General features: G+C 60.5%; 14 protein-coding genes. 12 read left to right on the forward strand and 2 right to left on the reverse strand.

The window, feature by feature from the left end; translation table 11 throughout:
- Positions 1 to 50: 50 nt before the first annotated feature.
- Positions 51 to 2,297 carry an RNA degradosome polyphosphate kinase gene (locus tag J3T93_RS06515; RefSeq protein ID WP_267431025.1) on the reverse strand — a complete coding sequence of 749 codons (2,247 nt, stop codon included), beginning with the start codon at positions 2,295 to 2,297 and terminating at the stop codon, positions 51 to 53.
- 673 nt (positions 2,298 to 2,970) lie between these two features.
- Here J3T93_RS06515 and J3T93_RS06520 point away from each other — a divergent pair.
- The 12 genes from J3T93_RS06520 (at position 2,971) to J3T93_RS06575 (ending at position 13,739) form a co-directional block, all read left to right on the forward strand.
- A complete protein-coding gene (locus J3T93_RS06520; RefSeq protein ID WP_267431026.1) occupies positions 2,971 to 3,930 on the forward strand; it encodes a hypothetical protein in 960 nt (319 codons plus the stop codon).
- Entirely contained in the window at positions 3,927 to 5,015 is a 1,089-nt protein-coding gene (locus J3T93_RS06525; protein WP_267399225.1) for a CpaF family protein, read from the forward strand. The genes J3T93_RS06520 and J3T93_RS06525 overlap by 4 nt, the downstream gene beginning before the upstream one ends.
- A gap of 12 nt (positions 5,016 to 5,027) precedes the next feature.
- The gene (locus tag J3T93_RS06530) at positions 5,028 to 5,690 is read left to right on the forward strand and encodes a hypothetical protein (RefSeq protein WP_267399226.1); all 663 of its coding nucleotides are present in this window, start codon (positions 5,028 to 5,030) and stop codon (positions 5,688 to 5,690) included.
- Entirely contained in the window at positions 5,681 to 6,223 is a 543-nt protein-coding gene (locus tag J3T93_RS06535) for a pilus assembly protein (RefSeq protein WP_267399227.1), read from the forward strand. Before J3T93_RS06530 ends, J3T93_RS06535 begins: the two co-directional genes overlap by 10 nt.
- A gap of 186 nt (positions 6,224 to 6,409) precedes the next feature.
- Positions 6,410 to 6,790 (forward strand): DUF4244 domain-containing protein, encoded by a 381-nt coding sequence (locus J3T93_RS06540; RefSeq protein WP_267431027.1) that lies wholly within the window; start codon positions 6,410 to 6,412, stop codon positions 6,788 to 6,790.
- On the forward strand, positions 6,777 to 7,154 hold the full coding sequence (locus J3T93_RS06545; protein ID WP_267399229.1) for a TadE family type IV pilus minor pilin: 378 nt from the start codon (positions 6,777 to 6,779) through the stop codon (positions 7,152 to 7,154). Before J3T93_RS06540 ends, J3T93_RS06545 begins: the two co-directional genes overlap by 14 nt.
- Before the next feature lie 3 nt (positions 7,155 to 7,157).
- Entirely contained in the window at positions 7,158 to 7,553 is a 396-nt protein-coding gene (locus J3T93_RS06550) for an Rv3654c family TadE-like protein (RefSeq protein ID WP_267431028.1), read from the forward strand.
- A 71-nt stretch (positions 7,554 to 7,624) separates the two neighbouring features.
- Positions 7,625 to 10,480, forward strand: a complete 2,856-nt coding sequence (dnaX, locus tag J3T93_RS06555; protein WP_267431029.1) for a DNA polymerase III subunit gamma/tau — start codon at positions 7,625 to 7,627, stop codon at positions 10,478 to 10,480.
- Positions 10,480 to 11,082, forward strand: coding sequence for a recombination mediator RecR (gene recR / locus J3T93_RS06560; protein WP_015022549.1), 603 nt, complete (start codon positions 10,480 to 10,482; stop codon positions 11,080 to 11,082). The genes dnaX and recR overlap by 1 nt, the downstream gene beginning before the upstream one ends.
- A 157-nt stretch (positions 11,083 to 11,239) precedes the next feature.
- Positions 11,240 to 12,046, forward strand: a complete 807-nt coding sequence (locus J3T93_RS06565; protein ID WP_024626971.1) for an aspartate kinase — start codon at positions 11,240 to 11,242, stop codon at positions 12,044 to 12,046.
- A gap of 23 nt (positions 12,047 to 12,069) precedes the next feature.
- Positions 12,070 to 12,633 (forward strand): ACT domain-containing protein, encoded by a 564-nt coding sequence (locus J3T93_RS06570; RefSeq protein WP_015022547.1) that lies wholly within the window; start codon positions 12,070 to 12,072, stop codon positions 12,631 to 12,633.
- A 17-nt stretch (positions 12,634 to 12,650) separates the two neighbouring features.
- Positions 12,651 to 13,739 carry an aspartate-semialdehyde dehydrogenase gene (locus J3T93_RS06575; RefSeq protein ID WP_267431030.1) on the forward strand — a complete coding sequence of 363 codons (1,089 nt, stop codon included), beginning with the start codon at positions 12,651 to 12,653 and terminating at the stop codon, positions 13,737 to 13,739.
- Positions 13,740 to 13,849: 110 nt separating this feature from the next.
- Here J3T93_RS06575 and J3T93_RS06580 read toward each other — a convergent pair whose 3' ends face one another.
- Complete coding sequence (locus J3T93_RS06580; RefSeq protein ID WP_267431031.1) at positions 13,850 to 14,890, reverse strand: sugar-binding transcriptional regulator; 1,041 nt, start codon at positions 14,888 to 14,890, stop codon at positions 13,850 to 13,852.
- Positions 14,891 to 15,075: the final 185 nt, after the last annotated feature.

Here is a 15,075-nt window from a genome sequence, read left to right on the forward strand (position 1 = left end):
ATCCCAATCGTCTGCCTTGGCGGCGGCCATGCTGGCCTGGAGGCGTATCATCATCGCCTGGCCCTGGGGGTTCGTGTGTGACGGTCGATCAGGTACTCCTGCGAGTCGACCAAAGGCTTGCCCTGGTCATCGCGGCTGTGGCGCACGTAGGTGCCGTCGGGCTGCATGTGCCAGGAGCTGGTGGTGTCGGCCATCTGCAGATCCACATAGTCGATCAATCCCTGCACCTGCTCGGGCGCAGTGATGCGGACCAGCGCCTCCACACGGCGGTCCAGGTTACGGTGCATCAGATCGGCAGAACCTATCCAGACCTCAGGTCCGGCTAGGGGACCCTCGCCGATCTGAGGGCCTTGGGAGTTAGCGAAGGCGAAGATGCGGCTGTGCTCCAGGAATCGTCCCAGGATGGAGTGGACTCGGATATTCTCGCTCAGTCCGGGCACACCTGGTTTCAGGGAGCAGATGCCGCGCTCCACGATGTCGATGCGGACCCCCGCCTGGCTGGCCCGATAGAGGGCGTCGATGATCTTTTCGTCCACCAGGGAGTTGACCTTGATCCGTATCCACGCAGGCTTGCCGTTCAGGGCGGTTTCTTCCTCACGGGCGATCCGCTGCAGCAGCCCGGAGCGGACCGTGCGCGGGGCTACCAGCAGGCGGTGGAAGGAGGACTTGGGCGCATAACCCGACAGCTGATTGAAGAGCCGAGTCAGATCCTGTCCCACCACCGGGTCGCAGGTGAGCAGACCCAGGTCGGTGTATTGGCGGGCGGTCTTGGGGTTGTAGTTGCCGGTGCCTACGTGGCAATAGCGACGCAGGCCGTCCTGCTCCTGACGGACTACCAGGGAGAGCTTGCAGTGGGTCTTCAGCCCCACGATCCCGTAGACCACATGGACGCCGGCCCGTTCCAGCTGACGAGCCCAGGCGATGTTGGCCTCCTCGTCGAACCGGGCCTTGATCTCGACCAGGGCCAGGACCTGCTTGCCGGCGTGTGCGGCATCCACCAGGGCATTGATGATGGGCGAGTTGCCCGAGGTCCGGTAAAGGGTCTGCTTGATGGCCAGCACTCGCGGATCGGCCGCCGCCTGTTCCAGAAAGGCCTGAACCGAAGTAGAGAAGGAGTCATAGGGGTGGTGAAGGAGGATGTCATGCTCACGGATGGCGGCGAAGATGTCCTGGGCTTGGCTGGATTCCACCTCGGCTATCTGTCGGTTGGTGGTGGGAATGAAGGGGCGAAACTTGAGGTCGGCCCGGTCGATGGACTGCAGCTCGAACAGGACCGTGCAGTCCAAGGGGGCAGGCAGCCGATAGACCTCCTCCTGGTTGACCCGGAGCTTGCTGGCCAGCAGCTGGGAGAGGAAGGGAGAGGCGGAGTCGGAAATCTCCAGGCGGATGGGCGGTCCGAATCGCCGCTGCAGCAACTCCTTCTCCATGGCATTGAGCAGGTTCTCTGCGTCGTCCTCTTCTACGTCAATGTCTTCGTTGCGGGTGACGCGGAAGGAGCGGGCCTCTTTGATGATCATGCCCGGGAAGAGGTATTCCAAGTGGGCGATGATCAGGTTCTCCATGGTGATGAACCCGTAGCGCTCCTCCCGGCCCTCTTCGTCGGTCAGATCGTCCACAGGAACCAGACGGGAGAGGTTGTCGGGAATCTTGACGCGGGCGAAGTGGGTCTTGCCTGAGGTCGGGTTCTCCACCAGGACCGCCAGATTCAGGGAGTTGCCTGAGATGTAGGGGAAGGGGTGGGCCGGGTCGACGGCCAGCGGGGTCAGGACCGGAAAGACCTGGTTGCGGAAGAACTTGGTGAGCCGTTCCTGCTCTTGGCTGCTCAGCTGTGGCCAGCTCAGCAGGATGATGCTTTCGGCGGCCAGATCCGGCAGGATGTGGTCGATGACATAGTGGGCATGCTCGTCCTGGAGCTTATGCGCTTGTTCGGAGATGGCCCTCAGTTGCTGACGGGGACTCATCCCGCTGGCGGCCGTCACAGCGATGCCAGTGTCCACGCGACGCTTCAGACCTGCCACGCGGACCATGAAGAACTCATCGAGGTTGCTGGCAAAGATGGCGGCGAAGTTGGCGCGTTCCAACAGGGGCACGCTCTCGTCTTCGGCCAGTTCCAGCACGCGTTTGTTGAACTTGAGCCAGCTCAGTTCCCGGTCAAAAAAGCGATCCTCAGGCAAGGGCGAGACCGTGTGATCCGAGTGCTTGGATACGTGCCGTGCCTGGCCGTCGGTCTCGGCAATATGCTCCGCGATCTGGCTGCGTAGCAAAGCCTTGGAGGGTGCGTCAAATTTCTGAACCATACCATAGCACTTTATTCGCAGGTGCCGTCCTCTGCAATCGTTGATAACGCTTGTGGATAAATAGGAACGGCCCCCCGCAGGAGGCCGTTCCCACAAGGTCGGTCCAGATGGAATCTCTGCACAACATCATCGTTGCAACGGTCAAGTCTTATACACACGTTCAACGTATCGGTCCTAGTGGCCATACACTTTGTGGGCTTCCGTATTCTCGAACCGTCCTTGTATATGCCATTATGCCAGTTTTCAGGCAGCTGGCAAGCATGCCTGGCAGTTGGGGCGAAGAAAGTGGTCTGCTTGGTCTTTTGTGCGATTGCGTGCATTACGGCAGGCTGAATACGCCAAGTTTGGAGGAATCTGTTGCTTCCGTGTGATCATCTGAGGCCTTTCATGGATATGGGCTCAAAAATACTGCAGTTTCAGGCGTGTCGTAATCTCGATGAATTCGTGCACAGTGAGGACGAAGCGATGTGGAGGCATAGGGTCATTCGACCACATAAGCCCGAGGGGCTGGTGCCGACGCCAGGAGGCGGATGTACTGGTTGCCATGACAGCAATGAGCATAGGCAGACCGCCGATGATGGTAAAGGGCGGCATGAAAGGGCGAGAGCCTGACTGGGCCCCGCATTCTTTAAATTCAGTTGGGTTGCCTACTGAACACCGACCAGGGAGAGTGATGGGCGCGGTCCGACAGTTTGATTTTCCAGGATCCTCAGGATCGGATCGCCTGCAAGACGAAGATGCCGTTCGGTTCAAGCAACCCATCCTGTCCGATCGGCGGATTGCGGGCAAAGATGCTGAATATGAGTCCGCCGTGACCGGTTTGGTCTTTCTCTCGGCCTCGGGAGGAATCGGGCTGACAACCATGACGGCTCTGATGGCCAAACAGCTTCGGGACATGGCCTTGTCATGCGCTCTGGTGGATCTGGACCTGGATGGCGGAGGGATGGATGTTCTGGTCGGCATCGAGGGGGCGCCTGGCATGCGGCTTGGGCGAATCCACGCGCCCCTAGGTCGTGTGGATCCTCAGGCACTCCGTGAAGAACTGCCGATCTGGGATGGCATCCCGCTGCTCAGCAATGATCCTTGGAGTGCTCCGCCACAGGGCTGGTGGGACCTGGATGCGGCAGTCAGTGCAATGGCTGGATTTGCTGATCTCTTGCTGATTGATGCCGGTCGGGGCCAGGGTCTGGGTAATCTGCGCTCGCTGAAAGGGTTGCCTTCGCTGTTGATGGTGGACATGACCGTGCTGGGCCTTGCACGGGCGAAGGCGCTTCTCCACGTTCTGAACGGCCGAAGAAGTGCTGGTGATCGCGTCCAAGACAGTCCATTGATTTCATGTAGACCCCCCATGGCTCTGATTGGCATGATGCCTACACAGCACCGGATCAGTCATGGCGTCGACCCGGAACAGGCGGAGGATTTTCTGGGCCGATCGGTGGACGTGGTTCTTAAGCCGCAACAGAAACTGTCGACATCCGTTCTGGATGGACGTGGCCTGGAACGGGTGCCGCGTGCCTACGCGCGGGCCCTTCATCCTTTGGCCGAGCGGATCGCAGGGATGATCGTCGTCGGGGAAAGAACAGGAGAACGGATCTCTTCACGCGAATCGGTTCGGTCTGGAGCTGTCGAATGATCATAGGAAGTGGGGAAAGCAATGAAGATCCATTCCCTGACGACGATTCCGATCAGCCGCCCACTTTCGGGTATTTGGACGGGCTGACGAACGATCCTGCGGTGACCGACATCACAGTGACCGGTCAGGGCAATGTCTGGATCGACCGAGGCGCGGGCATGGAGGAGGTTCTGCTTCGACCTGGATTTGCAGGCCCTCGAGCTGTGAGGGACTTTGCCGTGCAGCTATGCGCTCAGCTGGGACGTCGCCTGGACGATGCCCGGCCTATGGCTGATGCTTCCAGCAGGGAGGGGATCAGAGTCCACGCCGTGCTGGCCCCACTCGTTCCCGAGGGTGCCGCCATTTCCATCAGATTGCCCAACAGACACCCGCCAGGTCTGGAAGAGCTGGCGGCTGCTGGGCTGTGTCCCGCCAGCTGGCTCTTCATCCTTCGGGCGCTGGTGGTCAATCGGGCCAGCATTCTGGTAACCGGAGGCACGGGTGCCGGCAAGACCACATTCCTACGAGCCCTGCTTGGCATGTGCCCGCAGGAGCAACGGCTGGTCGTCGTGGAGGAGGTCCGTGAGCTTGGACGTATCGCCGGCCACAGGAATATGGTTTCCCTGGCTGTCAGAGAGTCCAACGTTGAAGGGGCGGGGGGTGTGGGGCTGGTCGATTTGGTCAAGGCCACACTGCGCATGCGGCCCGATCGGATCATCCTGGGCGAGTGTCGGGGTGAGGAGATAGCTGATCTGCTGCGTGCTTTCAATTCCGGTCATCGGGGTGGCATGGCAACGCTGCATGCTGACAACGTGGAACGCGTCCCTGCCAGGCTGGCGACTCTGGGGTTGTTGGCGGGGTTGCAGCCGAGGGCCCTGGCTGCTCTGGCGCAGGGGGCGTTCGATGCTGTTATCCATCTGGAACGTTCCGGCGGCCACAGACATATCGCTCAAATTGGTCGACTGACAACTGCAGCCGATGGCCGGCTTCTTGGGGAGGCCGTCTGTTCCTGGACGGGTCGAGGGGTCGCTACATATGGAACGGCTTGGTCGAAGTTCGCCAGGCGGTGGGGCATTGTGACCAGCGCCCAGGCGAGCGTTCCGTAGTTGAGGTGGATTATGAATGATGAGACTGCGGCCTGGCTGGCTGCAATGATGACGGCTATTGCCTGTATGGTCTTGCTTGCGCCTAGCGGCAGCGCAGCCGCACGACTGAAGGCCATGTCAGTCAGGCCCTCGAGGCAGTCGGATCGGCCCGGCCTGGCGGTGCTGGTCACTTCCCTGCTGGCCTATGTCGACAATGGAGGCGGTCTGGTAGAGGCTTTCGAGGAGGCATCCGGGCGGCGGTTCGCCACCCAGGAGGTCACGTGGGAACGTGTCATGGTCATGTTGGAGAACCGATGCTTGCCTCAGGAACGGGGGCCGACTTTGACAATTATGGCTCAGGCTCTGATGGCCTGCTATGGGCTCAGCGCCATCCTGGGCTGTCGGGCTTCTGATGGGCTGCGGACCGTGGCAGCTATGCAGAGGCGGCGGGCGGCTCTGGATGAGGCCCGAGAAAAAGCCTTTGCTGTGCCCAGGGCCACGATCCGCCTCTTGTCGACCTTGCCGGTGTTGACCATCATCATGGGGGAGTTCATGGGTGCGCGACCGTTGTCCTTCCTATGTCGCCCAGGCTTGGGAACTATATGCCTGATACTTGGGATGGCCTTCTATGTTCTCGGTCTGGTTTGGATAGATCTGCTGATGAACGATTTGGGCAGGGAGGATCTATGGATCTGAAACCACTGATTGCCGCTCTGTCGACTATACTGGCCTTGCTGTTGGTGGAATCCGACGGCCCGGGTGATCGATTAGCCGATGAGCAGGTCTCCACGCCATCCTTGAGCCTGGTATTGGCCTTGTTGGGAGTCGCTGTTCGCCAGGGGGCCTCCCTGCCCAGGGCCCTGGGTGTGGTTGGCGGGCTGCTGCCAGGCCCTTATGGGCTTCGGATGGTTCGCGTGGCTCACCTGCTCGGACGTGGCAACGGATGGGATCTGTCCTGGTCGGGAGCGATCGGGGATCCTGATTATGGGCAGTCCATGCGAGTCCTGGCTGACTGTCTGGAGCCGTCCTGGCGTTTGGGATCATCACCTCTGACGCGGATCGAGACGACTTTGCGCCAGTTGGATCACCATGCACGCAGCGTGCTGGCCCGGGCCACGGCGACGATAACCGTCAGGCTGCTGGTGCCAACCGGGCTGTGCATTCTGCCGGCCTTCGTGCTGATCGGAGTCATCCCCTGCATTGCGGCCTTCGTGGGCGGGATGTCCTGAGGGCATGGAGTCCATGCTGACACAGTTGTCCACAGGTTGCCGATGCAGGTCCACTCGTCCACATGCATCTGACAAGGAGACAGAAAGGGTCTGGGGCGGGCAGAGTGAAAGGTATCGGATGCCGATTCTATGAGGAACGGCCATTCGCCGGGGCGGGGAAGACAAGGAAAGGCAAAGGTGAGAACGATGACATATTCACAGGAGGTTGCGACGGCCTTCCATCTGCAGACCAGACAGGCAGGAGGGCAATTGGTGCCAACTGAGACATGGACTGCTGCCAGTGCCGGATCCCGGTGGCTGCAAAGAATGAGGCAGCGTTCCAACCGATTCATGACGGCTCTGTACATTCGCATCAGCCAAGCTATGGACTCTGCAGTGGGTGCTCTGCGTGCGCGGATGGGTGTGGTGCTGGCCAGGCCTGAATCGGGGGCCATCACTGCTGAATACGCCGTGATCATCGTGGCAGCTGCCACGTTGGCTGGCGTATTGCTGGCCATCGTCAAATCCTCTTCCACGCGTACTTTGCTGATGGGTTTGGTGAAGAAGGCGCTCAGTGCCGCTGGCTGAAAGACGGTTCGAGTGGAGACGACGGTGGCGATCCGATGACGGTACGGTAACGGCCGAGTTCGCCATCGTTCTTCCCGCCGTCATGGTTCTGGCTCTCTTACTGCTGACGCTGACCCAGACGATCAGAACCGGCATGGTTTGTCAGGATGCGGCTAACGCGGCTGCCAGAGACCTGATCGTCACCCGGAGCAAGGGTGATCCCCAAGGGCTGGTGCATCGGATGGCCGGTCCGCATGCTCAAGTGAAGTTGAGCCCATCGGCCGGGCAGACGACAGTCAGGGTGTCATGCCCAGTGGTTTCCGGCCCCATGGGCGTGCTGCCTGCGCAGGTCCACGGCGATGCCGTGGCCATATTGGAGGAATGAGTCATGTTCGGACATGTCAGGAGGACGCGCGTGGAGCGTACCGGTTCGTGGCTAGGAGGTTCGGATCCTGGCTCTGGTACGGTTTTGGGCATCATGCTGATGGCTCTGGTTGGCCTGGGTCTGGTTCTGGCCGCCCTGCTGGGCAATCTCATGATCTGCCGGACACATGCACGCACCGGTGCCGATGTCTCGGCTCTGGCTGCAGCTTCCGCCCTGGACGAAGGGCAGGCGCAGCCCTGTACTCTGGCCTCCCGGGTTGCCCGTCTCAACCGCGGGGTCCTGACAGACTGCCAGGTGGATGGGAGCGACGTGAAAGTCTCGGTGGGGGTAGACACCGGAGTCTCGATGATGCCGCGTCTGGTCCAGTCTGCCCGGGCAGGGCCTGAGCCCTGTGAATGAGAAAAGGAAGCATGGTCGGAAGCCTTAGGAAGGAAAGTGAACGTGTCTAAAGAAATGGATAGCCTTAAACTATGGCACTAGCACTCTATCGGCGGTATCGGCCTGACACTTTTGACGGCATCATCGGTCAGAAGCAGGTCACCGTGCCCCTTACCCGAGCTCTGGATGAGAACCGGCTGACCCATGCCTACCTCTTCTCCGGTCCCAGGGGATGTGGAAAGACCAGCAGTGCCAGGATTTTCGCCCGCTGTGTCAACTGCGCCAAGGGACCGACCAGCCATCCCTGCGGCGAATGCGACAGCTGCAGGGATCTGGCCACGGGAGGCCCCGGTTCCATCGACGTGGTGGAGATTGACGCCGCCAGCCATAATGGCGTTGACGATGCAAGGGAGCTCAGGGAGCGGGCAGGCTTTGCCCCTGTGCGTGACTGCTACAAGATCTTCATTTTGGACGAGGCTCATATGGTCACCCAGCAAGGATTCAATGCCTTGTTGAAGATCGTCGAGGAGCCGCCGGAACACGTCATGTTCATCTTCGCCACCACAGAGCCGGAGAAGGTGATCGGCACCATCCGCTCCCGCACCCATCATTACCCCTTCCGTCTCGTGCCCCAGGAAGTCATGGGGCCTTATCTAGAGGGCATCTGCAAAAAGGAGGACATCAAGGCCGAGCCCGGTGTCCTCAAGCTGGCCATGCGGGCTGGAGGCGGATCGGTGCGTGACACCCTTTCTGTGTTGGATCAGCTCATGGTAGGCGCTGACGAGCACACCATCACCTATGATGCGGCTGTAGCTCTGCTGGGGTTCACTCCTGCCGCACTGATCGGCGAAGCTGTGGATACGCTGATCAACCACGATGGTGCTGGTCTCTACGGGGTCATTCAAAAGGTGGTCGTCGGCGGGTTCGAGCCCCAGCGCTTCGTTGAGGATCTGCTGGCCCATGTCCGCGACCTGCTGGTTCTCAAGCTGGCGGGGGAACGGGCTGAAAGCGTGCTTAGCGAAGATGCCGACGACGACCAGGTGGCCGATCTGCGTCGGCAGGCGGATGCTTTGGATCTGCAGGTCCTGACCAGAATGGCCGACATCATCAACGATGCGCTGGCGGGAATGAACGGGGCCACTTCGCCCAGAATGCGCTTGGAGCTGCTGGCCGCCAGGCTGCTGGCAATTGGCTGCGAACCTATGGAGCAAGCAACGGTTGCAGGGGGAACTTCCACCAGTGGCGTGGCCCCGGCGCCCGCCCGTAGCGGGTTCATTGGCGCTGACAGGTCTCAGCAGAACGGTCGACCGCCCAAAGCATCACAATCTGGTCGTGCTGACGGTGCTGTTCGCCCTGAACAGTCTGGCGGGGCGGGTTCGTCGTCTGCTGCGGCATCCGCCACCTCGGCTGGGTCGCGGAACATGGCAGGTTCCCATTCTGATTCCCCGGCTGAGGGAAAGCAGGAAGGCGAAGGGCAGCCTGATCATTCCGGTTCCGCCCAACCCGTGCGGAAAGAAGTTCCTTCCTCGTCGGCTCAACAGCCTGTGGCGCAGCATGATACTTCGCGGGGACAGGAAACAGAGGTTCCGACCGGCACAGAGCTGGACAAGCGCTGGGATGCACTGGTGGCTGCCCTGCCGGATGAGGTACGTCAGTATGTGGTGCGGGACCGTGTGCCTACCGTGGCCATGAAAGCAGACCCATCCGGACGCAAGAGACTGTCTATGACCTTCGACCGTCCACTCAGCCAGCATGCTTTTGCCATGGCTGTGGCTGCACAGTCGGTTGATGGGGAGACCAAGGTGCCGCGTATCGTCATGGTCCGCGCTCGCCAGGAGTTCGGACAGTCCACCATGATTGCTCCATCGGGGACGGCTGCCAACGGCGAGACTGTGGAGTCCGTCAACAGGATGTCTCCCCAGCGTCGCGCAGAGGTCAAAAAGGAGGTGGCTCTAGCGCGAGCTGGATTGGCCACTATGAACCTTGGAGCGGCGGTTATGCCTCATGCAGCCACGGAACAGGGGCATGCCCCTAGGAAGATGACGGCATCTGCTGGTCATGAGGGTGGGGCTGGAGCATCGGCATCGGAGGGGAGGTCCACCTCTGGAGAAGCTGCAGGAGACGGGAATTCCGACGACGCTCACCACCCAGTCGGCGGTCCGGTCCAGTCGTCTCCGGAAGCGTTGCCGTCGGCAGGCTTTGGCTCCACTGCTTCGACGGTATTGCCAGACGATGATCCCTGGGCCCACCCCATGCCAGCGACTCATGCGCCGCAAAAGGTCTGGCAGCCCGGTGAGGGCAGCGACGGATCCAATGGTCAGAAAGACCATGAATCCAAAAAAGTAGCTCTGCCGGACATGAGCGACGACACGGATCCTTGGGCCGTGCCCGATTCCGGGACCAGCGCCGCAGCCTCTGCAGTGTCCTCCGACAGTCAAAGCCATGAAGTTTCTCCGTCGGTTGATTCATCCGGTCAGGGGAGCGCCTCGAGTGCAACTTCGGATCCGACATCGGGGACTGGAGCGGTTTCCGATGAAGGGGTCATGGCGACTGGCATATCAGCCTCGTCGGATGCGCAGAGCGACGTTCACAGTTCCGAGTCTGTCGGCGGTTCGGATGGCCCCCAGGCAATGGCAAAGGCTGCTGGAGCTGAGAGCAGGAGAGTGCCGGCAGGCTTCGCTGGTCCGTCCTCCAGTGGTTCCGATCAGGATGGGGCCTCGCCTGCTGCAGTCTCCTCCCAGGCTGCAAGGCCGTCAGTGGATCCTGAGGACGATGTCTATTCCATGGACGATGCCAGGCTCGGGGCGGACAATGCCATGAACCAGGATGAACTGACCAAATTGTTTGACGTGACCAAGGTGGAGGACTTTGCTGCTGACGACCCCCAGAATCCGATCAACGTCCAAAAGCGCCGGCAGGAACAGGCGCAGCGACAGGGAGGTGAATGATGGCTGCTACCTATGATGGAGCTATTCAAGAGCTGATCGATGCCTTTGCTCAACTGCCGGGCATTGGCCCCAAGGGTGCTCAGCGCATCGCCTTCTACATTTTGGGAGCCGATCGGCGTAGCGCTCAGGATTTGGCCGATGCTATCGTCGCCGCCAAGGAGAAGGTTCGGTTTTGCGAGATCTGCGGCAACGTCTGCGAGACCAGCCCGTGCCCTATCTGCCAGGATCCGCGTCGTGACCGCAGCATCATCTGCGTCGTCGAGGAGCCCAAGGATGTCATGAGCATCGAACGTACCGGAGAATATCGGGGCCTTTACCATGTTTTGGGCGGGGCCATCGACCCTATGTCCAACGTCGGACCTGGCGATCTGCGCATTCCCGAGCTCTTGAAGCGGCTGGGGACGGATCAGGTCAAGGAGGTCATGCTGGCCTTGGACCCCAACATCGAAGGCGAGGCCACCACCACCTACCTGGGAAGGCTGCTGGGCCCTCTGGATCTGCGGGTCACCCGGTTGGCCAGCGGTCTGCCCGTCGGTAGCGATCTGGAATATGCCGATGAGATCACCCTTGGCCGGGCAATATCCGGCCGTCGCGATCTGTAAGGCCTGCGGTCACTGATTCACGGGTTCCCTGGCTGCCGTCAATGTTTCGCATATTGGTGGAGGGGGTCTGATAGAACGGTGTCGTTCGTATAATCCATGTAATCAACATGTTGCAGATGATGGTCTAGTGGCTTAACCGTCGCGGGATGGAACAGCAGTGGCACTTATCGTTCAGAAGTATGGCGGGTCCTCGGTGGCGGACTCGGACTCCATCAAGCGTGTGGCCAAGCGCATCATTGACACCAAGCGCGCTGGCAATGACATCGCTGTGGTGGTTTCCGCTATGGGGGACACCACTGACGATCTGATTGATCAGGCCATGGATGTGGATTCCAATCCTCCTGCCCGAGAGATGGACATGCTTATGACGGCGGGGGAGCGCATCTCCATGAGCCTGCTGGCCATGAGCATCCATGCACAAGGCGAGCGCGCCCACTCCTTCACCGGTTCGCAGGCGGGATTCATGACCGATGCCCGCTACGGCGCAGCCCACATCCGCCATGTCCGACCTCAGCGTGTCATGAAGGCCCTGGACCGAGGCGAGGTGGGAATTGTGGCGGGCTTCCAGGGGGTCAACCCCGATGGCGACGCCACCACCCTGGGTCGTGGCGGCTCGGATACCTCGGCTGTGGCCCTAGCCGTGGCACTCAAGGCGGATGTCTGCGAGATCTATACCGATGTGGATGGCGTCTTTACCGCCGACCCGCGCATTGTGCCCACCGCCCGTAGAATCGCCCGCATTTCATATGAGGAGATGCTGGAGATGGCGGCCGGCGGATCCAAGGTGCTGGCCCTGCGCTGCGTGGAGTATGCCCAGCGCTTTCGCATGCCCATCCATGTGCGCAGTTCCTTTTCCCATCGCCCAGGCACGCTGATCATGCCCGACGATGTCGATGCTGACAAGATTCCCAATTTGGAGACCGGCCAGCTGCCGGATCGCCCCGCCGCACGCGCTGACAAGTGACGGGATATGACGGAAGGAAGGACATGACCAACGGCGAATCCATGGGTGACCTGTTTCCGGACCTGAACGGCCCTGAGTCACCCATCATCTCAGGGGTTGCCCACGACCGCAGTGAGACTCAGGTCAGTCTGCGTGCCGTGCCCGACCGACCTGGCGTGGCCGCACAGCTCTTCACCATCCTTGCCGAGGGCGGCATCAACATCGATATGATCGTCCAGGCTGGGGCGGCTACCGGCACCGTGGACATCTCCTTTACGTTGCCGTCCGCTCAGGCTGATCAGGTGGTTCCCATGCTGGATGACTCACGCGAGCAATTGGGGTTCCGATCAGTGGACATCAATCCCGAGGTGGGCAAGGTGACCCTGGTGGGCGTAGGGATGAAAACCCATTCGGGCATCACTGCCACCTTCTTCCGGGCCTTAAGCGACCGACATATCAACGTGCTCATGATATCGACCTCCGAGATCCGCATCTCCGCCTTGGTGCCCATCCAGGACCTGGACGAGGCGGTACGGGCCATCCATACGGCCTTCCACTTGGATGCTGATCAGGTCGAGGCGGTCGTTTATGGCGGCACGGGTCGCTGAGCGGAGAGGAGAGAGCAATGACGAATAAGGCTGATTTGGCGGGCAACGGACGTCGCGGCATCAATGTAGCCGTTCTGGGTGCCACCGGCCAGGTAGGCATGGTCATGCGCCGCATGCTGGACGAACGGAACTTCCCCGTGGCCGACCTGCGATTCATGGCCTCGTCCCGGTCGGCCGGAGAGCAGCTGCGCTGGCGTGACAGGACCATCACGGTCGAGGATGTGGAGCAGGCCGACCTGAGCGGGATCGATCTGGCCATCTTCTCCGCCGGTGGCTCGACCTCAGGAACCTGGGCTCCGCGTTTCGCCGAGGCCGGGGCCTACGTGGTCGACAACTCCTCCCATTGGCGGATGGATCCCGAGGTCCCCCTGGTGGTGTCTGAGGTCAACCCCGAGGACCTGGATCTTATCCCCCGGCGGATCGTAGCCAATCCCAACTGCAGCACCATGGCCTGCATGCCGGTGCTGAGTCCCTTGGCCAGGACATACGGTCTGCGCCGCCTGATCGTCTCCTCCTACCAGGCCGTGTCAGGGGCTGGGCGTGCCGGCGTCCTCCAGCTGCGCGACGAGGCCAAAACCGCCGTGGAGCAGGGTGCTGACCGACTGGTCTTCGACGGATCGGCTATCGAGTTCCCCCCGCCCACCAAGGTGGTGCGCACCATTGCCTTCAACGCCGTACCTTTTATAGGCGACTTGGCCGATGACGGCAGCGGCGAGACCGACGAGGAGCAGAAGCTGCGCAATGAGAGCCGCAAGATCCTGCACCTGCCTGATCTGGCCGCCTCCTGCACCTGCGTGAGGGTAGGGGTCTTCACAGCCCACGGCATGAGCATCAATGCCGAGTTCGAGCACGATGTGACCCCTGATCAGGCCCGCGAGCTGCTGTCCAAGGCCCCCGGAGTAAGTCTGGCGGAAATACCCACTCCTCTGGATGCCGCCGGCAAGGACCCCAGCTTCGTGGGACGCATCCGCCAGGACCAGGCCGTGGAAGGCAAGCGGGGATTGTCCATGTTCGTGGCCAATGACAACCTGCGCAAGGGAGCCGCCCTCAACGCCGTGCAGATCGCCGAGCTGATCGTCCGCAAGCATTTCGCTGACAGGATCTGATTGTGCATCTGGGCTGATTGCTTGGCAGACCTAAAGTATCCCGCATATCTCTTGGGTATGGGAAGACCGGCTCTACCAGGCCTTGTCAGCCTGATGGCTTTCATATAGGGTCAGTCCTGTTTGGCCTTTGCTCGGCTCGAAGCTTGTGAGGCTTGTCTGCCCGATCCCCTCTGCTGTTGATCCAGATCGAGTATTCCCTCGGCCGTGTCGCGGTCGGTGGCCAGTGCCGAGATAAGCCCGGCCCGCAGACAGGCGAGGATGCTGGCAACTTTTTGCGGTCCCCAGGCTACGCCTATGACCAGAGGGATCCGCTTGAGACGTTCGAATTCAATCGATATAGTGCGTTCGCACAGGCTGGTTTGGATGTGGCGACCCTGTGCATCGATGTGGTGTCCGCAGATGTGCCCCACAGCCTTGAGCTCGGTCACCTCCTTGACGAAAGCCGCATTCTCGTAGTCCTTGAAAATGTGTCCTGACCTTCCCTCCTTGACGGACCCGACTCCTACCACCGCAACATCGGCATGTCCGCCCAGGGACAGGGTGTCGGCGATCTGGCGTTCTTTGCGCATGGCTTCAGCCACAGGAGTTGAAGACAGGATCATGGGCACTGGCAGCGTCGAGTAGCTGCCGCCCAATCGTTGGGCCAGCATGCGGCATATCTCCGGTGAATCCGTCATGGGATTGGTCGGCGACAGGGAGCCGATCATCTGCACGACCTTGGACTTTGCCCAGTTTTGCAGGGGAACTTCACGAACCGTGTAGGCGACCGCGTTGCCATTGGAGACGGTTATCAAAGAGTCGGGTCTGGTCTGCTCAACCAGGAGAGCCGCCGCGCTTCGGGGTACGACATCATACCCGGTGCATCCTTGGGGTGGCTCCGAGACCCGAGCGCAACGGAGGTTGAATTGTCGGATCAACCTGGACTCCAGGTCTTCAAGCCGTTCCAGTGGATTCTCAATGGAGATCTTCACCAGTCCTCGCTCTTGGGCCTCCTTCAGCATCCGGGAGACGGAGGGACGGGAATAGCCTGTCTCTGTGGCGATCTGGGACTGCAGCATGTGGTCCTGGTAGTACATGCGGGCTGCGCGAAGAAGCAGCTGGACCCGCTTGCGGGCATCCGAACTGGTCATCATCTGTAAATCGCTGAACATATGTACATTTTATCAGAATCAATGAAAAACTGCTTATCTGCTCCTGAAGGTCGAAAAATACTTGTTTCCAAGGGTAAGAATGCGATCTATATGCGTTTGAACTCGTAGTTCAAGTACATATGTTCATCAATATCCTTGTTGTTTATTGACTGCTCACATAGTCTGTCTCCTGTCAAAGGCACCGA

It is taken from the genome of Bifidobacterium sp. B4111 (assembly GCF_026537235.1).
Taxonomy (GTDB): domain Bacteria; phylum Actinomycetota; class Actinomycetes; order Actinomycetales; family Bifidobacteriaceae; genus Bombiscardovia.